The sequence below is a fragment of the Hyphomicrobiales bacterium genome, from assembly GCA_002869065.1.
GTDB lineage: Bacteria > Pseudomonadota > Alphaproteobacteria > Rhizobiales > Rhodobiaceae > Rhodobium.
Genome location: PKTR01000002.1, coordinates 236,693 through 262,563, shown reverse-complemented (window position 1 = coordinate 262,563; position 25,871 = coordinate 236,693). Strand labels below are relative to the sequence as shown.

Sequence of the window (25,871 nt, the reverse complement as noted above, 5' to 3'; positions counted from 1 at the left end):
ATTCCCTCCCGGTAGGGGGCGCCTCCCCGTCGTTGGTGCGGGAGCGCTCTAACCGTTTTCATGCGAGGCGGAGACTGCCAGAACTTCACATAAAGAAAAATTATTTTATTCTTATGGGGTCCATAAACAAAATTTAATGGTCCAGCTATGCACGCCACCCTCAAGCAACTGCGCCTGATCGAAGCCGTCGCCCGCCTGGGCAGCATTACGCGTGCCGCCGAAGAGGCAAGCCTTACTCAGCCAGCCGTGTCGATCCAGATTAAGCGCTTGGAAGAACAGGCAGGTTTCGCGCTGTTCCAGCAGGTCGGGAGGCGTCTGCACCTGACCGCGGCGGGCCGCGCGGTGGTGCGCTCGAGCCGTCAGATTCTCGATGAGCTGGCTGGACTGGACGACGCGCTGGAGACGCTGCGCGGCGAGGTCGCGGGCCCGTTGCGGGTCTCCGGCGTCACTACGACGCAGTATTTCCTGCCCCACCTGCTCGGCGAGTTCGTTCGCCGTCACCCCAAGATTCAGCCGATCCTGACCGTGACCAATCGCGCCAAGATGCTCGACCGGCTCGCAGAGCATGCCGACGATCTGTTCATCATGGGCCAGGTGCCGGACGAGTATGACGTCGCCCATGTACCGTTTCTCGACAATGTCCTCGTCGTCGTCGCACACCCTGATCATCCGCTTGTCGCCGAGCAGCCGGTCTCCGTCGAGCGACTGGCGCGCGAGCGCTTTCTCGTGCGCGAATCAGGCTCCGGGACACGCCAGGCCGTCGACCGGCTGTTCGAGGCCAGCGGGCTGACCGTCGAGCCCTACATGGAACTCGGCAGCGGCGAGGCGATCAAACAGGGTGTGATGGCCGGCCTCGGCATCGCGGTTCTGTCCCGCCACGGTTTGCAGCTCGAGCTGGCAACCGAGTCGATCACGCTGCTCGAATGCGAAGGCTTCCCATTGCACCGCCCGTGGAACGCGGTGCACCAGACCGGCGCGCAATTGCCGCTCGCCGCGCGCTCGTTCCTCGAGTTCCTCGAAACCGACGGACCCGGCGTGCTTGCCGAAACCGTCGATCACTCTGCATCGGAGTAGGAAAATGATCTCCGAGCGCCTCGGTCAAAGCGCCGCGCGACGGTCCGCGACATGCCCTTTCCCGTTCGAATCGGCTAAAAGAGTATTTTCCGCACACATTTGAAGGGCGCGGTATGCGGCTCACCGTTTACACCGACTACGCCATTCGTCTTCTGATCTATCTCGGCCTGCGCGAGGGCTCGCTGTCGACCATCGAGGAGGTCGCCCGCGCCTATGGCATTTCGCGCAATCATTTGATGAAGATCGCCCACAAGCTTGGCCAGGCGGGCTTTGTCGAAACCGTTCGCGGCCGTGGCGGCGGGCTGCGGCTTGCGCCTGAGATGCTCGCGCGTACGCTCGGCGATCTCATTCGCGAAACCGAGGACGACCTGCATCTCGCCGAGTGCTTCGACGCCGAGACCTCGACCTGCCTGATTCGGGATGCCTGCTACGTCCAGCCGATCCTCGCCGAGGCGCTGGACGCCTATCTCACCGTGCTCGATCGCTACACGCTCGGCGATGTCATCGCCGCTCACAGAAGCGGTGCGCACGGACTGACGGCGCTGCTGTTCCCCGACCTCGTGGTCGAAGAGAGCGATCCGCCGCCGCGCCCGAGCCTCTAGTCCCAAAGCGTCTTTAGTCGAGCGCCCTTAGTCCCGCGACTTCAGATCCGCCCTTCCTCGACCGCGTGGCACGCGACCGACGTCTCGCCATGGGTAACGGCGAGCGGCACTTCGCTGCGGCAACGGTCGCCGGCATAGCGACAGCGCGGATGGAACGGACAGCCTGACGGCGGATTGATCGGCGAGGGGAGCTCCCCTTCCAGCCGGATACGCTCGCGCCGGTTAGTCGGATCGGCGATCGGCGTCGCCGACAGCAGCGCCTGCGTATAAGGATGGCGCGGTTTCTCGAAGATAGCCTCCGCCGGTCCCATTTCGACCGGATGGCCGAGATACATCACCATGATGTCGTCGGCGACGTGTTTGACCACCGACAGATCGTGGCTGATGAACAGGTAGGAGAGCTGCAACTCGCTCTGCAGGTCGGCGAGGATGTTGAGCACCTGCGCCTGGATCGACAGGTCGAGCGCCGACACCGGCTCGTCCAGCACGATGATCTTCGGGTTTAGCATCAGTGCGCGGGCGACCGCGATGCGCTGGCGCTGGCCGCCGGAGAACATGTGCGGGTAGCGGCCGTAATGTTCCGGCTTGAGGCCGACCCGGTCGAGCATGGCGAGCGCCGCCGCGCGGCGCTGCTCCGACGACTGGTCGGTGTTGATCTTCAGCGGCTCTTCCAGGATCGAGCCGACCTTCTGGCGAGGGTTGAGCGAGCCATACGGGTTCTGGAAGACGATCTGCACCTTCTGCCGCAGTTTCTTGCGCTCCGCAGCGCCAGCGGTGGCGACATCGATGCCGTCGATGGTGAGGTCGCCCGCGGTTGGCGGCTCGATCATCGTGACCAGGCGGGCGAGCGTGGACTTGCCGCAGCCGGACTCGCCGACGATGGCGAGTGTCTTGCCGGTTTCCAGATCGAAGCTGGCGCCGTCTAGCGCCTTCAGCGTGGCCGGCTTGGCGAACGCGCCGCGGCTGACTTCATAGTGCCGCGTCAGGTTGCGGGCGGTGATGACGATGTCGCTCATGCCGCCACCTCGCCGGTGTTGAGCGGAAAATGACAGAGCGCCGCGCCGAGCGCCTCGTCGGTGCGCATCGGATCGACCGTGCGGCACTTGTCGGTGGCGAACTTGCAACGCGGGTTGAACAGACAGCCGGCGATATTGTCGCCCTGACCGGGAACGGCACCCGGGATCGACGGCAGTCGGTCTTCGGTCGCCCGTTCCGGCAACGCATCGAGCAGCGCTGCCGTATAGGGGTGATGCGGCGTCGTGAACAGCGGCACGATATCCTGCCGCTCGACCTGCTGGCCGGCATACTGCACGACGACGCGCTGCGCGGTCTCCGCGACCACGCCCATGTCGTGGGTGATCAGCACCAGCGCCATGCCCGTTTCCTTCTGCAGGTTGAGCAGGAGGTCGAGGATCTGCGCCTGAATGGTGACGTCGAGCGCGGTGGTCGGCTCGTCCGCGATCAGGAGCTGCGGCTGGCAGGCGATCGCCATGGCGATCATCACGCGCTGGCTCATCCCGCCCGAAAGCTGGTGCGGGAAGGCTGACAACCGCCGCTCCGGTTCGGGAATACCGACCGCGTCGAGCAGTTCGACGGCTCGGTCGCGTCGTGCCGAGCGGTTGAGGTCGAGATGAGCGCCGAGCATTTCGGTCAGCTGGAAACCGACCGTAAAGCACGGATTGAGGCTTGAGATCGGCTCCTGAAAGATCATCGCGATGTCTTTGCCGATCACCTTGCGGCGTTCGCGTGCGGCCATGCGGGCGAGGTCGTGATCGCCGAATGTCATCACGTCGGCGGTGACCGTCGCCGTCTTCGGCAAGAGGCCCATTACGGCGAGCATGGCGACCGACTTGCCGGAGCCCGACTCGCCGACGATGGCGAGCACGTCGCCGGGGTCGACGGAGAAATCGACCGAGTCGACGGCGCGGAACGGTCCGGCTGCGGTGTCGAATTCGACCGTCAGATTGCGGATGTCGAGGAGGGGCATCGGCTCAGCTCCTCTTCAGCTTGGGATCGAGCGCGTCGCGCAGCCCGTCGCCGACCAGATTGATCGCCAGAACGGTGATCAGGATGGCGAGGCCCGGGAAGGTCACGACCCACCAGGCGCGCAGGATGAATTCGCGCGCTTCGGCCAGCATCGTGCCCCATTCCGGCGTCGGCGGCTGTGCGCCCATGCCGAGGAAGCCGAGCGCGGCTGCGTCGAGAATGGCGGTCGAGAACGACAGCGTCGCCTGCACGATCAGCGGCGCCAGGCAGTTCGGCAGGATGGTCAGGATCATCAGCCGCAGCGGACCGGCGCCGGCGACGCGGGCCGAGACCACGTATTCCTTCTGCTTTTCCGACAGCACGGAAGCGCGTGTGAGGCGCACAAAATGCGGCTGCAGAACGAGCGCGATGGCGATCATCGCATTGGTCAGTCCGGGGCCGAGGATGGCAACCAGCACCAACGCCAGCAGCAGGCTGGGGAAGGCGAGGATGATGTCCATGACGCGCATGATGATCGTGTCGACCATGCCGCCCGCATAGCCGGCGATCAGCCCGAGAAAGATGCCGCCGGTCAGCGCAATGGAGACGACGATGCAGCCGATGAACAGCGAGAACTGCGAGCCATGGATGAGCCGCGACAGGATATCCCGACCGACCGCGTCGGTACCGAGCAGGAAGCGGGCGTCGCCGCCGTCTTCCCAGATCGGCGGCACCAGCAGCGCTTCGCGGTACTGATGAATCGGATCGTGCGGTGAGACAAGCGTCGCGAAGATCGCGACGATCGCCAGAAAAGAAAACACGAACAGGCCGATGACAGCACCGCGGTTCTCGCGGAAATAGTACCAGAACTCGGCGAGGAGCGCCCGGTTGGCTTGTTTGGCGGAAGCGACGGTGACATCGGCCATGACGAACCCTTTTTTCTTTTGCCCGCTGTTACTTCTGGTGGCGGATGCGGGGATTGATCAGGCCGTAGAGCACGTCGACGGTCAGATTGACGATCATCACGATGGCCGCGATCATCAACAGGCCACCCTGGACCGACGGGTAATCGCGGCGCGAGATCGAATCGACCATCCATTTGCCGATGCCCGGCCAGGAAAAGATCGTTTCGGTCAGGATCGCGCCGGCGAGCAGCACGCCGACCTGCAGGCCGATGGTCGTGATCACCGGAATGAGCGCGTTGCGCAGCGCATGCAGCCCGACCACGCGCAGTGGCGTCAGGCCCTTGGCGCGCGCCGTGCGCACATAGTCTTCGCCCAGCACTTCGAGCATGGCCGAGCGGGTCTGGCGCGCAATGACGGCAAGCGGAATGGTGCCGAGCACGATGGTCGGCAATATCAGATGCGTCAGCGCGCTCTTGAAGGCGCCCGACTGCCCTGACAGGAGCGAGTCGATCAGCATGAATCCGGTGACCGGCTCGAAGAAATACATCAGCGAAATGCGGCCCGACACCGGTGTCCAGCCGAGCTGGCCGGAGAACACGATGATCATCAAAAGCGCCCACCAGAAGATCGGCATCGAATAGCCGACCAGGGCCGACGTCATCACCGTGTGGTCGAAGGTCGAGCCGCGCTTCACCGCGGCGATCACACCGGCCGGCAGACCGACGGCGGCAGCGAAGATGATCGCGCACAGCGACAGTTCGACGGTTGCCGGAAACAGCGTGAAGAATTCTTCGAAGACCGGCTTCTTGGTGACCAGCGAATTGCCGAGATCACCGCTCAGCACACCCATCAGATAATCGAAATACTGAATGTAGATCGGCCGGTCGAACCCGAACTGATGCAGCAGTTGTGCGTGCCGCTCGGGGGTGAGGCCGCGCTCGCCGGCCATCAGCAGGACCGGGTCGCCCGGAAGCAGGCGGATGAAGCCGAAGGCGGCGATTGTCACGCCGAGGAATGTCGGGATCAGAAGACCGAGACGCCGAAGGAGAAAGGCGAACATGACGGACCGAAACGCAAGGGAAAAGGGAAAAGGCGCCGGCGATGACCGCCGGCGCCTCTCTGGTTTCTAGATCGGGCTATTCAGCAATGTCGACGTATTTGAACACGTGACCGCCGAACGGGTCGATCTTGTAGCCTTCGACTTCCTTGCGCATCGCCTTGAAGACGACCGAGTGCGCAATCGTGGTCCACGGCGCTTCGCGCTTGAAGACGACCTGGGCCTCTTCGTACAGCTTGGTGCGCTCGGCTTGATCGGAAACGACCTTGGCCTTCTGGATCAGGTCTTCGAACTCCTTGTTGCACCACTGGGCGCGGTTGGAGCCGCCGACGGCGTCGCAGCCGAGCAGAACGGCGAGGAAGTTGTCCGGATCGCCATTGTCACCGGTCCAGCCGAGCAGAACGGCACCGTCACGCTTCACGTCCTTCGAACGCTTCAGGTACTCGCCCCATTCGAACGAGACGATCTCGACCGTCACGCCGACCTTGGCGAAGTCTGACTGGATGAGTTCGGCCATGCGGCGCGCATTCGGGTTGTACGGCCGCTGCACCGGCATCGCCCAGATCTTCATCTTGAGATCGCTCACGCCGGCGTCGGCAAGCATCTTCTTGGCCGCTTCCGGATCGTACGGATCGTCCTGGACTGCGTCGTTGTAGGACCAGATGGTCGGCGGGATCGGGTTCTTGGCCGCCTTGCCGGCGCCCTGGAACACGGCGTCGAGGATCGCCTGCTTGTTGACCGACATCGACAGAGCCTTGCGGACTTCGGTCTTGTCGAACGGCGGCATCTGCGTGTTGTAGGCGAGGTAACCGACGTTGAGGCCTTCCTGATCCATCAGCTTCAGATCCGGGTCCTCACCGATCGCCTTCAGGTCGGCCGGATTCGGATACGGGTTGAAGTGGCATTCGCCGGCCTTCAGCCGCTGGTGGCGGACCGAGGCGTCAGTGGTGATCGCGAACACCAGATCGTCGATCTTCGGACGGCCTTCGAAATAGTCGTCATTGGCCTTGTAGCGAATGACGGCGTCCTTCTGATAGGCGACGAACTTGAACGCGCCGGTGCCGACCGGCTTCTGGTTCAGGTCCTGCATGTTGCCGTCGGCAACGAGCTTGTCGGCATATTCAGCCGAAAGGATCGAGGCGAAGTCCATGCCGAGGTTGGCGATCATCGGCGCTTCCGGCCGGTTGAGAACGAACTTCACGGTGTAGTCGTCGACCTTGACGATCTCCTTGATGAGATCGGGCATCGACATGCCGTTGAAATATTCCCAGTTCGCGCCGGCGGTGTACTCGTGCCAGGGATGATCCTTCTGGAGCTGGCGGTTGAACGAGAACAGCACGTCGTCGGCGTTGAACTCGCGGGTCGGGGTGAAGAAGTCGGTCGCGTGGAACTTCACGCCCTTGCGCAGATGGAAGGTGTATTCGAGACCGTCCTCGGAAACGTCCCAGCTTTCGGCGAGGCCCGGGCCGATCTTGGTGGTGCCGAGTTCGAACTCGACCAGCTTGTTGTAGACCGAGCGCGACGTCGCGTCGAAGGTCGTGCCCGAGGTGTAGAGCGCCGGGTCGAAACCTTCCGGCGAGCCTTCGGAGCAATGTACGAAGGTCTTGGCGTTGGCTGCGCCGGCAAGACCCGTGGCAAGGATCGTTGCGGCGAGCAATCGTGCAATGGTGGATTTCATGAGTGGAACTACCTCCCGAATGGGTGACCGCGGGCGCGGTCACGAAGAACCCGGGCCGGCAGGCGTGGAAATGCCCGCCGCAACAGCCGGGTCCGACTAAGGGCGTAGTCCATCCGACCCGGACGCGGGAAGCAAGCGAAAACTTTCGCCTTTTCACATAAGTGAAGGCGAAAGCGCAGAACGCGACGGAAAACCCGACGTCAGTGATGTGGCGCGGTGCGATAGAACGAGATCATTGCCCCGAGGTCACCGGCCGACATCGGCTGGTCGAGAGCGGTTTCGGCCGCCCCGCGCACGCCGTTGTAGAACCGGGCGGCGAGTTCGGTGTCGTCGAGGGTACGCGCCATCTCGAACAGATCGGGCATCGGCAGCCAGTCCGGCAGGTCGCCGCCTTCGTGGCAGCCCAGGCAATAGCTTTCGTGCAGGGTCTGACCAAGCGCGACGGCCTTTGGCGAGAAGTCGAGCGGCAGGATGCCGGTCGGGTCGAAGGGATGTCGGGCAATGAGTTGATCGAGTCGCGCCACGACGCCGTCCCACTCGCCCGCCTCGATGCCGGCGCGCAGGACCGCGACGTCGTCGCCGGCAATTGCCGCGCCGCCCCGCCGCAACAGCAGGGCGAGCGGTCCGGCCGAGCCCTTGAGTCGTGCCGTCAGGGCCGAACGCACACGGGGTGACAGCGCGGGCGGGTCCTGGTCTTCGTCGGCGGCAAGCCGGCTCGCATCGCCGCGCATGACGATCAGTTCGGCGGCAAGGCGCCGGGCATCGTCGCTGACCGGATAGGGGCGGGGAGATTTGTCGGCGGAGAAGGTGGCGGTGGCCGCAGCGATCAGCATCGCCGCGGCCACCGGGATAGCCTTGAGGAAGTGGCAGACTACTGCAGCGTGATCTGCGCCGTGGTCGGCTGTCCGGCGTTGGTCCATTCCGTCATCGACCCGTCATACATCTTGGTCTGCTTGTTGCCGAGCAGCTCGCTCGACACGAACCAGTCCATCGACGCCCAGTGGCCGGTATTGCAGAAGGTGATCTGCGGAGCCCCGGTGTCGACACCGGCGGCAGCGTAGAGCTTCTTCAGCGTGTCCGTCGAGCGGAACTTGCCGCCGCCATTTTCCGTCATCCAGCTCTGCGGCAGGTTGCGCGCACCGTCGATGGTGCCGCTTGCCTTGGATTTGCCGTGCCGGTTGACGCCGAGATACTGGTCGGCGGTGCGCGCGTCGACGAGCTGGATGCCGTTTTCGCCGGCCGCCTTCACGTCGTCGATGGAGATCACCATGTCCTTGTTCAGATTGACCGCGAAGGTCTGTGCTTCCGGCTTGGCCGCGCCCTTTTCGAGCGGGTTGACCGGCTTCTTGTCCTTCTGCTCGGCGAGATAGGCGGCCATACCGCCGTCAAGGATCGAGACCTCTTCATGACCGAGCACCTTGAAGGTCCAGTAGAGCCGGGTGCCGATGCCCATATCGGTCGAGTTCTTGCCCGGCGGTACGAGCACCACATGGCTCGAATTGCCGATGCCAAGGTTGCCGATAACGCCGGCGAGTTTCGCCGTGTCCTTCGGCAGCTGCCCGGGGACGGGTCCCTGCGCCTCGCGCCAACCGTCCTTGCCGTAATTGGTGTTGACCGCGCCGGGAATATGCCCGCGCAGATAGTCTGTTGCCGGGCGCAGGTCGACGAAGACGACCCCGTCCGCGCCCGTGTTTGCCTTCACCCAGTCGACGCTGACCAGCGGGTCAGCGGCCTGGGCCATGCCTCCAATGCTCACCGCGACAAGCGCCGCACCGAGCAACGTTCCGAAGTTTTTCAGCAGTCTCATTCCTCGGACTCCTCGTTTTTAGCCTCGGCTTTCGCCAATGGCGGGTTTTCGGGTCAAAGGGTGATGACCCGATCCGCGGAAATCAGCTCGGCGACGACCCCATCCCAGGTCTCGTCGCTCTTCGTCTCCGTCAGATCCATGATTGTCACGTCGTCGTCGAGCGCGGCGAGCGCGGCTGCGACGGTTTCGCTGTCGGGAAACAGACCGGTCTTGAAAGCAAGAACACGCATGGTTTGTCCCTCCCTAAATCGACACGACGTGGTCGGCGGCGGTCAGCGCCGCGCCGAGTTCGTTCGCCGACAAAAGCGCGAGCTGATCGCCCATCGCCGCGACCGTTGTTTCCGGCACGATGTCGGACAGCTCCAGCAGCTCGGCCTGTTCGGCATTGGCCTCGGTTTCGGCAACGACATCGGTCATGAAGACGAGCCGCACCGTATGGCCGAAGATCGTCAGCCCGGCCGCGACCCGCATCGCCTCGGTGTGGTCGCGCCGCGCGAGCACCAGAATGGATTTCTTTTCACCGGCCATCGTGTCCCCCTTAAAGGCTGACGACACGGGTGGCTTCGGCCACCAGCGCGCTGTTGATGGTCTGGCTGCCGCGCTCCAGCGGGCAGTCATGGCCGTCCATGTGCAGGTCCCAGCTGTGTTCGCATACGACCCGGCGTTCCGCGCCGACGAGCGCTGCGGCAAAGGCGGCGTCGCCCGCGACCTTGACGCCGTCATTGGTCAGGAAACAGCCCCAGGAGGCGCCCGCACGGGTCAGCGCTCGGCCGAGCGGGGTGGCGAGCGGTGCGGCATCGGCCGAGGAAATGAGCAACAGAACGTCCATCAGGCTCTCCGTTTGCGTCCGAATGTGAAGGCGGCGGCCGTGCCGAGCGCGCCGACGAGGGCGCCGATGAGCGCGGCAGCACCGACCGGTCCCGAAGCGAGTGGCGACGGTGACGGTGCGGCATCCTGCGAAGTTTGCGGATAGACGGCGGCCTCGATCGGCAGTGTGCTGTCGGCCCAGTTGGCGAATCCGTCGAGATAAAGCCGGGCCTCGACGCCGGCTGCTGCAACCAGCGTCCAGTAGGCGAGCCCGTCGATGGCACCATGGCCATAGACAACCGGCACCGTGCCGGCGGGAACCGTGACCGGGTCGCCCGCGCGCAGGCGCACCGCCGGCAGGGATTGCGCCCCGGCGATATGTCCGCCGCGCACCGTGCGGATCCGTTCGCCCCAGTATTCCGCCTCGCTGCGCCCGTCGAGAACGAGCGTGCCGCCGGCTGAAAGTTCCATGGCGAGTTCGTCGCGCAGCACGAGACCCGCATCGCGCATCGCGGCGGTGTAGACCACCGGGCGAGCCATATCGGCGGTGCGGCCGGAGTCGATTGCAGAGCCTTCAAGGGCGTCGATCGGTTTCGCCCACACCACCACCTCCGCCTGGCCGGCGAAATGGAGCAAGGCGGCAATCGCATCGCGGTCGCCCTGACGGTCGCCGACGACCAGCACCGGCTCCGAGCCGTCGAGCCCGAGCGTGCCAAGCCGCCAGACGATGTCGCGGAACGAGGCGAGCCGCTGCCCGGCGCCGGTCACCGAGGCAACCGACAGGCAGCGCGCCGGCCCGGCCGTACTCGCCGGCGAAGCTTTCGCGCAGGCCTCTTCGGCACGCGTGTCGATGACGATTGCGTTGGCGGGAATGGCGTCGACGCTGTCGATCATGGCAAGCGGCGCCCCAAACGCGGAGCCGGCGGTGGCGGCCACCGCGAGCATCGGCAAAAGGGCGCGCCAGACGGCCATCAGCAGCCTCCGAAGCGGCGCGTCGGCTCTTCGGCGGCAGTACTCGCGGCGGTCACCGGCGGATTGTCGATGTAGTAGCCGATCAGCTCGGTTGCCGGCACTTCGCCGAACCCGTCGCCGACATCGACCATGCCGAGATCTTCCGCCGCAACCGGCCGGCTCGGCACCGCGTCGGGCGGCAGCGCGGCGATCGAAAAGCCCGCCGCCGATAACCCGAGCGCCGCGATCACCGCGGCGACGCAGAAAATCAGGCTGTTCCGGTCCATTCCGTTTCCTCCTCACCGGCGGTTGCGTTGCTGCGCATCCCGCCGTCGCCGACACTCATGCCGTGCCGAGTCGCTCAGTAACTGTCCTTCAGGAAGCTCACATAGAGTGCCGCCATGGCGACGAAGAACATGCCGATATGCACGGCGGTCTGCAGGTCGAACGCCATCCTCAGCCTCCCTTGAAGTGCTTGATCAGGTCGCCGAGCGGCACGCCTTCCCCGGTTTCGGGGTTGAGCACCTGCGGCTGGAAATGCGGCTGCCCGTCGCGGTCGACGCGCATGCTGGCGGGCGGGAACGCGTAGACGTAAACCAGCCCGGCGAAGGTGATCAGGCCCATCAGCGTCGAAAAGGCGCGCATCATGAACTGGCCGCTCATGCTCAGGTGTCCTTGCGGATATAGACGTGCCAGGAGCGCGTATCCTTGACCGTCTCGAGGTGGCTGGCGCCGATCTCGTCGCACATCGGCGGTAGCGCCTCGACCGAGGACGGATTGTCGACCAGCACCTCGATGATGTCGCCGGTTTCGACCGAGTTGATGGTCTTCTTGGTCATCAATTGCGGCCGAGGGCAGGAATCGCCGATGCAGTCGACCACGACGGCGACCGGATAGCTGGTGCCGTCGGACAGTGTGACGGTGCCGCCCGTTGCCGCGGTTTCCTTACCCTTGTTGCCAAATCCGAACAGACCCATGGCGTCCTCCTGTGTCTCGTCGCGCTCCGCCGCCAGGCGCGGCCGGCGCGACCGGTGTTGCGATGTCTATTGCGCCGCCTCGGCGGTGCCTTCTGCGGTCTTCCTGGCGGCGCGTGCCTGTTGCGCCTCGACGTGACGTTGATGCTGGGCGGCTTCCTTCTTCAGGATTGCGAGGTAGATCAGCGCCAGAACGGCGGCCTGCACGATGCCGAAGGCGATCGCCGGGATGCCGAACTTCTCCTGCAGCGTGGCCGCGTTGCTGAAGCCGAGCTGGAGCGCTTCGAGGTTGATCTCGCCGGTCATCGAGGCCGGTGCCGGCGGCCAGTAGTTCCACGACCACACCAGCGAAAACAGGAACATGCCGACGAAGGTGAATAACAGCGCCCAGAGCGCGCCGATATTGCCTTCGCCCGTCTTCACCCAGGTCGACACGGTGCAGGCGCCGGCCAGCACCATGCCGATGCCGAAGATGAACAGCCCGGCAATGGTGTTCAGCCCGACGTCGAAGTGCATCGTGTGCCCTTCGCCGATCGAGATGAAGCCGGTGAAACCGATGGTCAGGATGATCATCGCGACGAGCAGCGCCTTGGTGTTGCGGAAGCTCTTGAACAGCATCGCGTCGCGTAGCGCGGCCGTGTTGCAGAACCGCGAGCGCTGCACCAGGAACCCGACGACGGATCCGAACAGGAAGGCGACGAGGCATTGTCCAACCGGTGTCATCGCTCAGCTCTCCAGGATTTTCTTGTAGATCAGAGATCCGACCCAGGCGCCGGCGATGATGCCGCTGATCGCCAGATAGCCGCCCATGTTCATTTCCGGCGTGATGCCGAAGAAGGTCGAGACGTTGCAGATGAAGGCAAGCCGGATACCGACGCCCATCATCAGCCCACCGATGGTGATCATCACCCATTCGCCGAGCCGGCGCGGCATGCGCAGGTAGAATTCCTTCGACAGCACGGCCGCCACGAAGGCGCCGAACAGCATGCCGAGGCTGATATAGATCTTCCAGTAGCCCCAGTTCGGTTCGAACACGAGCGACCAGAACGGTAGCCGTTCGATGTCGTCGCCGAGCACCGCTTTCGCCGCCAGACCGGTCATCATCGTCTCGCCGCCGCCGACCGTCCATGAGCCGACCAGCAGGAACAGGAAGATATCGAGGACGGCGATCGCCGCCAGCGCAATGACGGGGTCGAGCGTCTTGCGGAACAATTCCATTACGGCATGCCTCCCGGTCTTCGCACCGCCCCAAAGCGGGCAGCGCCTATGCGTCTTCGACGTTCTGTCGTTGTTGGAAGGATGCTATGCTCGTGCCGCGAAGCATGGGTAGTAATTATAGACGACGGCGCCGATGGAGTGTCGTGAGGTGGGGGAACAGCACCGGCCAATGTCGATTTTCATCGAAAAAAACGACTTCCTGGATCACATGTTCCAGGCCTGCACAACGGACCAGATCAGCGAGTTCGTGCCGGAAAAGCGCAGTTTCCGGATTCATGGCCACAGCACGACGATTCGCCTGGAACGGGCCTACTGGAATGTCGTCGAACTGATGGCCGACGATCTCGATTTAACTGTCCCGCAATTGATTGAGCGCATTGTCGATCAGTGTCTGATCGCTAATGATAAGAACGTAGCCTCCTGCTTACGTGTCATTTGTCTGAAATTCCTGAATGTCTACGGTGGATGACCGGGGTGCGAACGGCTGCGGCTGTGTGATCGGAACAACGCGGCATCAACGCCGGCAACGGCGTGCGTGTGCTGGTTTTGAAGAAATGGGGCGGTGCTATCATGAGTGACAGAATGCAAGGATCGCGAGGCCTTGGGCGCCATACCATGGCCATCGTGCTGGCCGGCGGTCGCGGCAGCCGGCTGAAGGAACTCACCGACACCCGCGCGAAACCGGCGGTCTATTTCGGCGGCAAGAGCCGGATCATCGACTTCGCGCTCTCCAATGCCCTCAATTCCGGTATCCGCCGTATCGGGGTCGCCACCCAGTACAAGGCGCACAGCCTTATCCGGCACTTGCAGCGGGGCTGGAACTTCTTCCGCGCCGAACGTAACGAGATCTTCGACATCCTGCCCGCTTCGCAGCGGGTCACGGAGGAGAAATGGTACATGGGCACCGCCGACGCGGTCGCCCAGAACATGGACATTCTCGAGGGCTATGGTCCCGAATATCTGATCATCCTGGCCGGCGATCACATTTACAAAATGGATTACGAGCCGATGATCGTGCAGCACGTCGAAAGCGGCGCCGACGTCACCATCGGCTGCATCGAGGTGCCGCGCATGGAGGCCAAGGGCTACGGCGTGATGAAGGTCGACAAGAACGACCGCATCGTCGAATTCGTCGAAAAGCCCGCCGATCCGCCGGCGATCCCCGACAAGCCGGATCAGGCGCTGGCCTCGATGGGCATCTACGTCTTCCACCGCAAGTTCCTGTTCGACCTCTTGGCCGAGGACAGCGACAACGAGAATTCGAGCCACGATTTCGGCAATGACATCATTCCGCACATCGTCAAGAGCGGCACCGCGCTCGCGCACCGCTTCTCGGCGTCCTGCGTGCGATCGCGCAAGGAAAGCGAACCCTATTGGCGCGACGTCGGCACCATCGACGCCTTCTGGCAGGCCAATGTCGACCTGACCGATTTCATTCCCGCCCTCGACCTCTACGACACGGATTGGCCGATCTGGACCTATGCCGAGATAACCCCGCCGGCGAAGTTCATCCACGACGAAGAGGGCCGGCGCGGCCAGGCCATCAGCTCGATGGTGTCGGGCGGCTGCATCATTTCCGGTTCGCGCATCGACAAGTCGCTGCTGTTCACCGGTGTGCACACCCATTCCTACAGCCAGCTCGAGCACGTCGTGGCCATGCCCTATGTGACCATCAATCGTGGTGCTAGACTCTCCAAGGTGGTGATCGACCGTGGCGTCACCATTCCCCCCGGCCTCGTTGTCGGCGAGGATCCGGAGGAGGACGCTCGGCGTTTCCGCCGCACCGAGGGCGGTGTGGTGCTGATCACCCAGAACATGATCAACAAGCTCGAGGTCTAGCCGGTTGCGGGTTCTATTCGTCGCCTCGGAGTGTTTCCCGCTGGTCAAGACCGGCGGCCTTGCCGACGTCGTCGGCGCGCTGCCGCTCGCATTGGCGGGAAAGGGCTGCGACGTCCGCGTGCTCATCCCCGCCTATCCCAGCGTCAAGGAGAAGCTCGGCGAGACCGAGGAACTCTACTACTACGCCGATCTGTTCGGCGGCATGGCCTGGCTGCGCCGCAAGGATTTCGGCGGTCTGGACCTGATGGTGCTCGATGCACCGCATCTCTACGAACGCGACGGCGGCCCCTATACGGCGCCTGACGGCAATGACTGGGGTGACAACCATCGCCGCTTCGCCGCGCTGTCGTGGATGGCCGCCGAGATCGGCCATCTCGGCATCGATGGCTGGCGGCCGGACGTCGTGCACGCCCATGACTGGCAGACCGGTCTGACGCCGATCTATCTGCGCAACCGCCATGGCGCGCGGGCCCGCACGGTGTTCACCATCCACAACATCGCCTATCAGGGCTCGTTCGATCCCGCGACCTTTCCAGAGCTCGGCCTGCCCGGCCACGAATTCTCCCATGACGGGGTCGAATTCTACCACCGCGTGGGCTTCCTCAAGGGCGGGCTGATTTCCGCCGACCGGCTGACCACGGTAAGCCCGACCTATGCGCGTGAGATCCGTACCGCCGAATTCGGCTACGGCATGGAAGGCGTGTTGCGGATGAGGGCCGACGCCCTGCACGGCATCTTGAACGGCGTCGACGAGAAGATCTGGGATCCGAAGACCGACCGTCTTCTGGCCGCGCCCTATTCCGCCTTCAAACCCGAGGGCAAGGCGGAAAACAAGCGCGTCCTGCAGGAGATCCTCGGCCTCAAGGCTGATCCCGACGCGCTGCTGATCAGCGTGGTCAGCCGGCTGGCTTACCAGAAGGGTCTCGACGTTCTGCCGGGCCTTCTGGAGAGCGTTGCCGCGCGCGGCGGCCAGTTCGTCATGCTCGGCTCCGGCGACAGGCATCTGGAAAACCTCTATCGCGAAATCGCCGCCCAGCACCCCGGCTCGATCGCCGTGCGCATCGGCTATGACGAACCGCTCGCTCACTGGATCTATGCTGGTGCCGACGCGATTCTGATCCCGTCGCGCTTTGAGCCCTGCGGCCTGACCCAGCTCTACGGCCTGCGCTACGGCGCGGTGCCCGTGGTCGCGCGCACCGGCGGTCTCGCCGACACCATCATCGATGCCAACGAGGTGGCGCTCCGCGATGGCGTGGCGACGGGCATCCAGTTCGCCCATGTGACCGCCGAAGCGCTTGGCTTTGCGCTCGAGCGGTTGTTCGAACTCTACGCCGACAAGGAAACGTGGACCGCGCTGCGCAAGCGCGGCATGTGCCAGCAGGTCGGCTGGGATCGCTCGGCCGAAGATTATCTCGACCTCTACAGATCGCTTGTCGATTCCAGCGCCGCGGGGTAGGGCTCGTCCATGTCGTCAGCGCATTTGCACGTCACGGCCGGCCGGCCCTATCCACTCGGGGCGAGCTGGGATGGCGAGGGGACCAATTTCGCCCTGTTCTCCGCCAATGCGACGCGGGTGGAGCTGTGCCTGTTTTCGCCCGAGACCGGGCGCGAGACGGATCGCATCCGTCTGCCGGAAAAGACCCACGACATCTGGCACGGCTATCTCGCCGGCGTGCGGCCTGGAACGCTCTACGGCTACCGCGTCTACGGACCCTACGATCCGGCGGTCGGCCATCGCTTCAATGCCAACAAGCTCCTCATCGACCCCTATGCCAAGGCGCTCAGCGGCCGCCTGACCTGGTCGGACGCGCTGATGGGCTACCGGGTCGGCTCGCGCCGCGCCGATCTGTCCTTCGACCGCCGCGACAGTGCCTTCGCCGTGCCGAAATCTGTCGTCGTCGATCCCTCGTTCAGCTGGGGCGACGACTTGCCGCCGGAAACGCCCTGGAACGAGAGTGTCGTCTACGAGGTGCACGTCAAGGGCGCCACCATGCACCGCCCCGACGTGCGGGCGCCCAACAATGGTCGCTTCCTCGGACTGGCCAGCGATGCCATGCTCGACCATCTGGTCAAGCTCGGCGTCACCGCGGTCGAACTGCTGCCGGTGCAGGCCTTCATCGACGACCGTTTTCTTGTCGACCGGGGTCTCGTCAACTACTGGGGCTACAACTCGATCGGCTTCTTCGCGCCCGAACCGCGCTATCTGACGGCGGGCGATATCAGCGAGTTCCAGTACATGGTTCGCCGGCTCCATTCGGCCGGCATCGAGGTGCTGCTCGACGTCGTCTACAACCACACCGCGGAAGGCAACCATCTCGGGCCGACCCTGTCGTTCCGCGGCATCGACAATGTCAGTTACTATCGGTTGGTACCGGATTCGCCGCGTCACTATCATGACTTTTCCGGCTGCGGGAACACCCTCAATGTCCACCATCCGCGCGTTCTGCAGATGGTGCTCGACTCGCTGCGTTACTGGGTCGAGGTGATGCATGTCGACGGCTTCCGCTTCGATCTCGCCAGCGCGCTCTGTCGTGGCGCCCGCGATTTCGATCCCGACGGGGCTTTCCTCACGGCAATCCGTCAGGACCCGGTCCTGTCGCGCGTCAAGCTGATCGCCGAGCCGTGGGATGTCGGCATTGGCGGCTACAGACTGGGCGGTTTTCCGCCCGGCTTCTCGGAATGGAACGACCGCTTTCGCGACACCATGCGCCGCTTCTGGCGGGGAGACGCAGGCATCACGCCCGAATTCGCCACCCGTTTGCTCGGCTCTGCGGACTACTTCGACCGCTCTTCGCGCCGTCCCTGGGCGACGCTGAACTATGTTTCGGCCCATGACGGCTTCACGCTCGCCGACACGGTCGCCTATTCGACCAAGCACAATACCGCCAACGGCGAGGACAATCGCGACGGCCACAGCGCCAATTTCAGCGCCAATTACGGTGTCGAGGGGCCAACCGACGATGCCGCGATCAACGAGCTCCGTCTGCGTCAGCGGCGCAATCTGATCGCCTCCTTGTTCTTTTCGCAGGGCACGCCGATGATGCTTGCGGGCGACGAGGTCGGCAATGGCCAGCGCGGCAACAACAACGCCTATTGCCAGGACAACGAGATCGGCTGGATCGACTGGCCCGATCATTCCGATGACGGTCCGTCCTTCACGAACGATCCGACGGCGACTGCAGCAGCGGACAGCGAGGAGGAAGACGACGAACTCGTTTTCCAGCGTTTCGTGTCGCGGCTGGTCGATTTCCGCCGCCGTCACCCGATCCTGCGCCAGAACCGGTTTCTGCATTCCAATCCGCGCGAAAGCGACGGCATGCGGGATATCTGCTGGTTCTCCTCGCTCGGCCGTGAACCGGGGCCGGAGGACTGGGCCAATCCGGACTGGCGTTCCGTCGGCGTCGTGTTGCGCGGGGCGGCCGAATCGGCTGCCTACGAACACAGCGACGACGCGTTGTTCATCATCTTCAATGCGGCCACCGTCGCCTTGCCCTTCATCGTGCCGCAGCCGCGCGAGGGCTATCTCTGGCGTGAGGTGATGACGACGGTGAGTCCTGATGGTACGCCCGAGGTGGTCCTGATTCTCACCGGCGGCGCCGAGATCATGACAGCCGAACGCTCGATCCGGGTGTTTGTTGAAATTCCCCGCGACCGCAACGCGGTCGCCGCACGCGAAACCAATGGAGCCTGGCAATGACCGAGCCGGCAGCGTCGCTCGATCATCTGGCTGCAAGGCTCGGCATCGAACGCGATTACTGGGACACCACCGGCCAGCATCACTATGCGCCCGACGAGTCGCTGCGCGCGATCGTGCGGTCGCTCGGCTATGCCGCCGACAATGCCGACGATATCCGCGCGACGCTCGCCGATATGGATGCCGCCGCAAATGCCGGCTTCGCGCCGGGGACGGTGCGGACCCAGCTCGGTGGAGCCATATCAGTGCCGCTTCGCGCCGATAGTGGTGCCTTCGAGTGGGCGCTCAATCTCGATGGTGGCGAGACACTGCGCGGCACCGGCCGCATGGAAAATCTCGACGACGCCGGCGACGGCCGCCGTGCGCTTTCCTTCGGCGCCGACCTGCCTTTCGGGCTGCATCGACTCGTGATCGATCATGGCGAGGAGCGGCACGTCTCGACCGTCATCGTCGCCCCGCCGACCGCGCTCGGTGTCGGCGATATTGCCGGCGCGGGAAGTCGCCTGTGGGGCGTCACCGGACCGCTCTACGGCCTGCGCTCCAGGCGCAACTGCGGCATCGGCGATTTCGAGGACGCCGCCCGCCTTGCCGAGGCGCTTGCCCCGCTCGGCGCCGATTTCGTCGGCTTCAACCCGGTCCACGCGCTCTATCCGTCCGAGCCGAACCGGACCAGCCCCTATTCGCCGTCGAGCCGGCTGTTCCTCAACGTGCTGCACATCGCGCCTGACATGCTGCCGGAATTCGCGCACTGCGAGGCGGCCCGCCGCTATGTGTCGGAAAACGCGGTGGCGCTGGCGAGCCTGCGCGACACCCGCCATGTCGACTACGCCCACGCCGCCCGCCATAAGCTGGCCCTGCTCGATATCCTCTATGAAGAGTTCAAGCGCCGCAGCGGCATCGACCGCGCCCGCCACAATGCCTTTGCCGAGTTCCGCGCCGAAATCGGCCCGCGGCTGCACCGCCACGCACTGTTCGACGCGCTGAGCGAGGTGCTGCCGCCGCCGCCGGGCGGTTGGGGCGGCTTCGACCAGTGGCCGGAAATGTACCGCGATCCGAAGAGCGAGGCCGTCGCGCGCTTCGCGGTCGAAAACCATCGCCGCGTCGCCTTCTTCGAATTCCTGCAATGGATCGCCGACGAGCAGCTTGGTCAGGCCTCGGCGCGCGCGAAAGAAGCGGGCATGGCGCTCGGCCTCTATCTCGACCTCGCCGTCGGCGTCTGCGGCAACGGGGCTGATGCCTGGAGCGCACCGGACGAGTACGCCTATGGCGTCTCGATGGGCGCGCCGCCCGATGCCTTCGCCAAGGGCGGTCAGCGCTGGGCGCTGTCGCCGTTCAATCTGCGCACCCTGCGCGAGCGCGGCTACCGTCCGTTTGCCGAATTGCTGCGCTCCCTGCTGCGCCACGCCGGCCTTGCCCGCATCGACCATGTGCTCGGGCTGAACAAGGCGTTCTGGCTGCCCGATGGCGATCTGCCGGGGGCGTACGTCAAATATCCGCTCGACGATCTGCTGGCCGTGCTGGCGATCGAGTCGCACCGCGCCAACGCCGTCGTCATCGGCGAGGACCTCGGCAACGTGCCGGAGGGCTTCCGCGAGATACTTGCCGAGAACAACATGCTCGGCTGTCGCGTTGCCTATTTCGAGCGCGAATGGGATGGTGCCTTTTGCCCGCCCGAGACCTATCCGGAACGGGTGCTGGCCTGCGTCGGCACCCACGACCTGCCGCCGCTACGCGGTTGGTGGAAGGGCACCGAGATCGACTGGCGCGGCAAGATCGAGAACAAGCCGGCGGACGTGATTGCCGCCGAACAGGCCGACCGCGCCATCGACCGGCGCCGGCTGTGCCGCATGCTCGAACGCCACGATGCCGCCGATATGCCGGATCCGGCTGCCGGCCTTGAGGATACGGAGCTGGTCGACGACATCGCCAGGCGCCTGCATGGCCGGCTGGCCGCGAGCCCGTCCGATCTCGTCGGCGTCCAGATCGAGGATCTACTGCATCAGGAAGATCAGCCGAACCTGCCCGGCACCACCAGCGAGCATCCCAACTGGGTGCGCCGGCTCGATGTCGCGGTCGAGGACATCGGCCGCGATCCGCGCGTGACCGAGCTTGCCGCGATCATGACGGACGGACGCAAGAAACCCTGAGAGCCCGGCTCTCAGGGTTCACATTTCTTCGATCCAGAAGAAGCCGCGTAGCGCTATTCCGGGCTGAATTCCAGCATCACGGTCGCCAGCGGCGGCAGCGTAATCTCGGCCGAGAACGGCTGGTCGTTCCACGGGATCTCTTCCGCCACGACGGCGCCCTTGTTGCCGACACCCGAGCCGTCATAGTCGGCCGAATCCGTGTTCAGGATCTCGCGCCATTTGCCGCCATTCGGCAGGCCGACGCGAACGCCCTCGCGCGGCACCGGCGTGAAGTTGCACAGCACCGCGATCGGCGGCGTGCCGTTCTCGCCACGGCGCAGGAAGGCGTAGAAGGATTCGGCCTCGGCATTCGCCTCGATCCACTGGAAGCCGCGCGGGTCGGTGTCGAAGACATGCAGTGCCGGGCGGTCGCGATAGAGGGCGTTGAGATCGCGCACCAGCGCCTGCATGCCGCTATGTTGCGAGTAGTCGAGCAGGTGCCAGTCGAGCTGGCTCTCGTAGTTCCACTCGCGCCCCTGCGCGAACTCGCCGCCCATGAACAGGAGCTTCTTGCCCGGGTGGCCCCACATGAAGCCGAAATAGGCGCGCAACGTGGCGAATTGCTGCCAACCGTCGCCCGGAATGCGGCCGAGCAGAGAGCCCTTGCCGTGCACCACCTCGTCGTGGCTGAGCGGCAGGATGAAATTCTCCGAGAAGGCATAGGCCATGCCGAATGTCATCTGGTGGTGATGGTAGCGGCGGTGGATCGGCTCACGCCCGATATAGTCGAGCGTGTCGTTCATCCAGCCCATGTTCCACTTGTAGCCGAAGCCGAGACCGCCGGCGTCTGTCGGCCGCGACACGGCGGGCCAGGCCGTTGATTCCTCGGCGATCGTGGCAATGCCGTCGACCGACCCGTAGGCGACCTCGTTCAGCCGCTTGATGAAGGCGATGGCTTCGAGGTTTTCGTTGCCGCCGTGGATGTTGGGGATCCACTCGCCGTCCTTGCGCGAATAGTCGAGATAGATCATCGAGGCGACCGCATCGACGCGCAGCGCGTCGATGTGGAACCGCTTCAGCCAGAACAGAGCGTTGGCGATCAGGAAGTTGGACACTTCCGGTCGGCCGTAATTGTAGATCAGCGTGTTCCAGTCGGGGTGGTAGCCCTTGCGCGGGTCCTGATGCTCGTAGAGCGCGGTGCCGTCGAAATGGGCCAGCCCGTGCGGGTCGGTCGGGAAATGCCCCGGCACCCAGTCGACGATGACGCCGATGCCGGCCTGGTGACAGGCGTCGACGAAGAACTTGAAATCGCTCGGCGTGCCGAAGCGGCAGGTCGGCGCGTACAGCCCGACCGGCTGGTAGCCCCATGAGCCGTCGAACGGGAACTCGTTGATCGGCATCAGCTCGATATGGGTGAAGCCCATGTCCTTGACATAGGGCACCAGCGTTTCGGCCAGTTCACGGTAGCTCAGCCGCCGCCAGCCCTCGTCCTTGCGCCATGATCCGAGATGCACCTCGTAGATCGAGATCGGCGCCGACATGCTGTTGCGTTCGCGCCGTTCGGCAAGCCAGGCGTCGTCGCCCCACGGCGTGTCGTCGAGCGTATCGGTCAGTGAGGCGGTGCGCGGCGGCAGCTCGGCGTAGAAGCCGAACGGATCGGCCTTCAGCGGCAGGACCGTGCCGTTCTGCGCCTTGATCTCGTATTTGTAGGCTTCGCCGGTGCCGATGTCGGGTATGAAAATCTCGAAGATGCCGCTCGCTCCACGCGCCCGCATCATGTGCCGCCGTCCGTCCCAGCCGTTGAAATTGCCGACCACGGAGACGCGGCGCGCATTCGGTGCCCAGACCGCGAAATGTACACCCGAGATGCCCTCGAGTGTTATCGGATGGGCGCCGAGCTTTTCGTAGAGCTCGAGATGATTCCCTTCCGAGAACAGATGCTCGTCCATCGAGCCGATGACCGGCGGGAAGCGATAGGGATCTTCCAGCACATGACGGTTGGTGCCCCAGGCCACGTCGAGCCGGTAATGGAACCACGCGTCGCGACCGGGAACCGGTCCGGCGAACACGCCCGCCTTGTCGACGCACGGCACCTCGCAAACGGCACTGCCGTCCGCCGGGTCGATCAGCGTCACGCTGTCGGCGCCGGGGAAGAACGCCCGCACCACAAGCCCGCTCGTCGTCTCGTGCATGCCGAGGATCGAAAACGGATCGTGACAGTCCGCTTGGACAAGAGTAGCCATTTCGGCCGTGGAAATGACCTCGGCCGAGGGTGCAATCTCCTGAGAATGTGCCATCTGATCCCCGCTATCGCAGAGGCCCGACAGGGACGTCCCACATGTCTTTGGCATAGCCGCGGATCGTCCTGTCGGAGGAGAACCAGCCGACCCGTGCCGTATTGAGAAGTGCCTGCCGATGCCAGGTTTCGGAGTCCCGGAAGGCCCGGTCGATCCGACGTTGCGTATCATAGTACGACTGGAAGTCTGCGGTCACCAGGAAGTAGTCGTCATAACGCAGCTTGTCGACTATGCCGCGGAAGCGATTGGCATCGTCGGGCGAAAAGGCGCCGTGCTCGATCATGCTGAGCGCTTCCGACAGGAGCGGGCTGTCGGCAATGGCGCCTCGTCCGTCGAGGCCCTGGCGCCGCCGCTCGTCGACCCCTTCCGCGGTGAGACCGAAAATGAAGATGTTGTCGTCGCCGACCCGGTCGCGGATTTCCACATTGGCGCCGTCGAGCGTGCCGACGGTGAGCGCGCCATTGAGCGCGAACTTCATGTTGCCGGTGCCTGACGCCTCCATGCCCGCCGTCGAGATCTGCTCAGACAGGTCGGCCGCCGGGATGATGATTTCGGCAAACGAGACATTGTAGTTCGGCAGGTAGGCGACCTTCAGCCGATCGCCGATCTCCGGATCGTTGTTGATGACGTTGGCGACATCGTTGATCAGCTTGATGATCAGCTTGGCCATGAAATAGCCCGGCGCCGCCTTGCCGGCGAACAGCTTGACTCGCGGTGTCCACTCCGCGTTCGGGTTACGCTTGATCTCGCGATAGAGCGCGATGGTCTCCATCACGTTGAGGAGCTGGCGCTTGTATTCGTGGATGCGCTTGATGTGGACGTCGAACATCGCCTGCGGATCGATCTTCAGGCCGATCCGCTCGGCGACCACATTCGCCAGCCGGTTCTTGTTGTCCTGCTTGGCGATCTTGAAGCGGGTGCGGAACGCGGCGTCGTCGGCCAGCGGCGCGATCGCTTCGAGCCGCTCCAGATCGTCGACCCATTCGTCGCCCATGGCATCGGTGATCAGGTCGCGCAGTTCCGGATTGCATTCGTAGAGCCAGCGCCGCGGCGTGATGCCGTTGGTCTGGTTGACGATGCGGTCGGGATAGAGCGTGTGCAGGTCGCGGAACACGGTCTGCTTCATCAGCTCCGTATGCAGCGCAGATACGCCGTTGACCCGGTGGCTGCCGATGAAACCGAGCGTGCCCATGCGCACGCCGCCATGATTGTCGATCACCTTGACCGCATCGATCGGCACGGGATCGCCGAGATCGCGAATGCGTCCGGCGTGCCAGGCGTCGATCCACTCGATGATCTGCATGTGCCGCGGCAGCACCCGCCACATCAGGTCGACCGGCCAGCGTTCCAGAGCTTCGGGCAGCAGCGTGTGATTGGTGTAGCACAGCACCGCGGTGGTGATTTCCATCGCCCGATCGAGCGTCATGCCGTGATCGTCGACCAGGCGGCGGATCAGTTCCGGCACCGCGATCGTCGGGTGGGTGTCGTTCATTTGGATGGCGACGTAGTCGGGCAGGGTCTCGAGGTCGCCATGCTCGTCGATATGCCGCCGCAGGACGTCTTCGAGCGATGCAGCAGTGAAGAAATATTCCTGCTTCAGCCGCAGTTCCTTGCCTTCCGGCGTGGTGTCGTCGGGATAAAGCACCCGCGACAGCGAATTGGCGAGGATCGCATCGCGCGAAGCGTGGATGAAGTCGCCTCGGTTGAAGGTGTGCAGGTCGAACAGCTGCGCCGGGTTCGCCGCCCACAGCCTGAGTGTATTGACGTGATTGCCGCGCCAGCCGACCACCGGCGTATCGAAGGCGGCCGCGATCACCTGGGTCTGCGGATGCCACACTGCGCGGCCCGAATGGTCGGTTTCCACATGGCCGCCGAACGACACCGGGAAGGTGACGTCGGAGCGTTCGAACTCCCAGACATGGCCGGAGACCAGCCAGTCCTCGGCTTCCTCGATCTGCCAGCCGTCCTTGATGCGCTGCTTGAACAGGCCGTGCTCGTAGCGGATGCCATAACCGAAGGCGGCGATGCCGAGCGTCGACATGGAATCGAGGAAACAGGCGGCCAGCCGGCCGAGCCCGCCATTGCCGAGCGCCGCATCGGCTTCGAGCGTCAGAAGCTGTTCGTAGTCGATGCCGAGCGCGGCGGTCGCCTCGCGACAGATGTCCTCGATGCCGAGATTGGAGACCGCGTCGTGCAGCTGACGGCCGATCAGGAACTCCATCGACAGGTAATAGACCCGCTTCGGTCGCGCCACGTCGGTGCGCACGATGTCGGCATGCCAGCGGTCGACGACGTAGTCGCGAACGGCAAGCGACAGCGCCGCGCACCAGTCCCTGTCCTTGGCGTGTTCGACGTCCTTGCCGACCGTATAGATCAGCCGGTCGACGATGCGCTGCTGCAGATCCGCGCAATCGCCTTCGCAGAGTTCGCCGACAGTGGCCAGTCCTTCGAGCGTCATGGTCTCTCCAATCCCCTTTGCCGTGCGGCCATGTCACCGCAGGACAAACCAGGCGGGCACCCGGCACATCTTGTCCGGTCCCCCGCAGCCGTGGCCCCTTCGCCGATACGGCATTGCAGTCATGTCCCCTGCCGTGCCCCTTTTCGGGGCGGCACGGGTATCCCAGCAGTTCCCCAATTTTATGTGCAAAAGCCCGGCTGGGAAAACCGAGTTTAGACATCGCTAACTCATAGCACGATTTCACCGCCACGAAAGACACGCGATCCGCGTAATGAAATCGGCTTCGATATGACCGGTTGGGCCGCGTTATGCCGCGGCACCAAGAGTCCTTGAGAACGCCTGCGGCTGTGCGAAACACATCGCGACCCGCCGGACCGGAGCAGGCTGCCGAATGTCCGGGGCTCTGCCCCGTAACCTGT

The 25,871-nt window shown here is 64.3% G+C and carries 23 protein-coding genes and 1 pseudogene; 7 read left to right on the top strand and 17 right to left on the bottom strand.

Going from position 1 to position 25,871, the window contains the following annotated elements; translation table 11 throughout:
* The first annotated feature begins 147 nt into the window (after window positions 1-147).
* Together C0606_04970 and C0606_04965 are read left to right on the top strand one after the other, a co-directional pair.
* The gene (locus C0606_04970) at window positions 148-1,074 is read left to right on the top strand and encodes a LysR family transcriptional regulator (protein ID PLX37640.1); all 927 of its coding nucleotides are present in this window, start codon (window positions 148-150) and stop codon (window positions 1,072-1,074) included.
* 113 nt (window positions 1,075-1,187) lie between these two features.
* Window positions 1,188-1,676, top strand: a complete 489-nt coding sequence (locus tag C0606_04965; GenBank protein PLX37639.1) for a BadM/Rrf2 family transcriptional regulator — start codon at window positions 1,188-1,190, stop codon at window positions 1,674-1,676.
* Window positions 1,677-1,717: 41 nt separating this feature from the next.
* On the opposite strand, the gene dppF is transcribed toward C0606_04965, so the two are convergent.
* The 15 genes and pseudogenes from dppF to C0606_04890 form a co-directional block, all read right to left on the bottom strand.
* Window positions 1,718-2,692, bottom strand: a complete 975-nt coding sequence (dppF, locus tag C0606_04960) for a dipeptide ABC transporter ATP-binding protein (protein ID PLX37638.1) — start codon at window positions 2,690-2,692, stop codon at window positions 1,718-1,720.
* A complete protein-coding gene (gene dppD, locus C0606_04955) occupies window positions 2,689-3,663 on the bottom strand; it encodes a dipeptide ABC transporter ATP-binding protein DppD (GenBank protein ID PLX37637.1) in 975 nt (324 codons plus the stop codon). The genes dppF and dppD overlap by 4 nt, the downstream gene beginning before the upstream one ends.
* A 4-nt stretch (window positions 3,664-3,667) precedes the next feature.
* Complete coding sequence (locus C0606_04950) at window positions 3,668-4,567, bottom strand: dipeptide ABC transporter permease DppC (GenBank protein ID PLX37636.1); 900 nt, start codon at window positions 4,565-4,567, stop codon at window positions 3,668-3,670.
* 28 nt (window positions 4,568-4,595) lie between these two features.
* Window positions 4,596-5,606, bottom strand: a complete 1,011-nt coding sequence (locus tag C0606_04945; GenBank protein ID PLX37635.1) for a peptide ABC transporter permease — start codon at window positions 5,604-5,606, stop codon at window positions 4,596-4,598.
* 76 nt (window positions 5,607-5,682) lie between these two features.
* Window positions 5,683-7,281, bottom strand: a complete 1,599-nt coding sequence (locus C0606_04940) for an ABC transporter substrate-binding protein (GenBank protein ID PLX37634.1) — start codon at window positions 7,279-7,281, stop codon at window positions 5,683-5,685.
* A gap of 200 nt (window positions 7,282-7,481) precedes the next feature.
* Complete coding sequence (locus tag C0606_04935) at window positions 7,482-8,126, bottom strand: hypothetical protein (protein ID PLX37633.1); 645 nt, start codon at window positions 8,124-8,126, stop codon at window positions 7,482-7,484.
* A 26-nt stretch (window positions 8,127-8,152) separates the two neighbouring features.
* A complete protein-coding gene (locus C0606_04930; protein ID PLX37632.1) occupies window positions 8,153-9,088 on the bottom strand; it encodes a sulfurtransferase in 936 nt (311 codons plus the stop codon).
* Between the two features lie 243 nt (window positions 9,089-9,331).
* Complete coding sequence (locus C0606_04925) at window positions 9,332-9,616, bottom strand: hypothetical protein (protein PLX37631.1); 285 nt, start codon at window positions 9,614-9,616, stop codon at window positions 9,332-9,334.
* Between the two features lie 10 nt (window positions 9,617-9,626).
* Complete coding sequence (locus C0606_04920; GenBank protein PLX37630.1) at window positions 9,627-9,917, bottom strand: hypothetical protein; 291 nt, start codon at window positions 9,915-9,917, stop codon at window positions 9,627-9,629.
* A 344-nt stretch (window positions 9,918-10,261) separates the two neighbouring features.
* Window positions 10,262-10,345, bottom strand: a pseudogene (locus C0606_04915) (thiosulfate sulfurtransferase).
* Between the two features lie 521 nt (window positions 10,346-10,866).
* Window positions 10,867-11,133 carry a hypothetical protein gene (locus C0606_04910; protein PLX37629.1) on the bottom strand — a complete coding sequence of 89 codons (267 nt, stop codon included), beginning with the start codon at window positions 11,131-11,133 and terminating at the stop codon, window positions 10,867-10,869.
* Between the two features lie 169 nt (window positions 11,134-11,302).
* Complete coding sequence (locus C0606_04905) at window positions 11,303-11,509, bottom strand: hypothetical protein (protein ID PLX37628.1); 207 nt, start codon at window positions 11,507-11,509, stop codon at window positions 11,303-11,305.
* A gap of 2 nt (window positions 11,510-11,511) precedes the next feature.
* Window positions 11,512-11,823, bottom strand: coding sequence for a hypothetical protein (locus C0606_04900; GenBank protein ID PLX37627.1), 312 nt, complete (start codon window positions 11,821-11,823; stop codon window positions 11,512-11,514).
* A 66-nt stretch (window positions 11,824-11,889) separates the two neighbouring features.
* Window positions 11,890-12,543, bottom strand: a complete 654-nt coding sequence (locus C0606_04895) for a hypothetical protein (GenBank protein PLX37626.1) — start codon at window positions 12,541-12,543, stop codon at window positions 11,890-11,892.
* Between the two features lie 3 nt (window positions 12,544-12,546).
* Window positions 12,547-13,038 (bottom strand): hypothetical protein, encoded by a 492-nt coding sequence (locus tag C0606_04890; GenBank protein PLX37625.1) that lies wholly within the window; start codon window positions 13,036-13,038, stop codon window positions 12,547-12,549.
* Between the two features lie 133 nt (window positions 13,039-13,171).
* Between C0606_04890 and C0606_04885 the strand changes: the two genes are divergently transcribed.
* From C0606_04885 to malQ, 5 genes are all read left to right on the top strand, one after another.
* Entirely contained in the window at window positions 13,172-13,507 is a 336-nt protein-coding gene (locus C0606_04885; GenBank protein PLX37624.1) for a hypothetical protein, read from the top strand.
* A gap of 101 nt (window positions 13,508-13,608) precedes the next feature.
* Complete coding sequence (glgC, locus tag C0606_04880) at window positions 13,609-14,877, top strand: glucose-1-phosphate adenylyltransferase (GenBank protein ID PLX37623.1); 1,269 nt, start codon at window positions 13,609-13,611, stop codon at window positions 14,875-14,877.
* Between the two features lie 4 nt (window positions 14,878-14,881).
* On the top strand, window positions 14,882-16,333 hold the full coding sequence (locus tag C0606_04875) for a glycogen synthase GlgA (protein ID PLX37622.1): 1,452 nt from the start codon (window positions 14,882-14,884) through the stop codon (window positions 16,331-16,333).
* A 9-nt stretch (window positions 16,334-16,342) separates the two neighbouring features.
* Window positions 16,343-18,574, top strand: coding sequence for a glycogen debranching enzyme GlgX (gene glgX / locus C0606_04870; GenBank protein ID PLX37621.1), 2,232 nt, complete (start codon window positions 16,343-16,345; stop codon window positions 18,572-18,574).
* On the top strand, window positions 18,571-20,718 hold the full coding sequence (malQ, locus tag C0606_04865; protein ID PLX37620.1) for a 4-alpha-glucanotransferase: 2,148 nt from the start codon (window positions 18,571-18,573) through the stop codon (window positions 20,716-20,718). The genes glgX and malQ overlap by 4 nt, the downstream gene beginning before the upstream one ends.
* 53 nt (window positions 20,719-20,771) lie before the next feature.
* Here the strand turns inward: malQ and C0606_04860 are convergent, their stop codons facing one another.
* Both C0606_04860 and C0606_04855 read right to left on the bottom strand, forming a co-directional pair.
* The gene (locus C0606_04860) at window positions 20,772-22,940 is read right to left on the bottom strand and encodes a 1,4-alpha-glucan branching enzyme (protein PLX38680.1); all 2,169 of its coding nucleotides are present in this window, start codon (window positions 22,938-22,940) and stop codon (window positions 20,772-20,774) included.
* A 64-nt stretch (window positions 22,941-23,004) separates the two neighbouring features.
* The gene (locus C0606_04855; protein PLX37619.1) at window positions 23,005-25,452 is read right to left on the bottom strand and encodes a glycogen phosphorylase; all 2,448 of its coding nucleotides are present in this window, start codon (window positions 25,450-25,452) and stop codon (window positions 23,005-23,007) included.
* Between the last annotated feature and the right edge of the window lie 419 nt (window positions 25,453-25,871).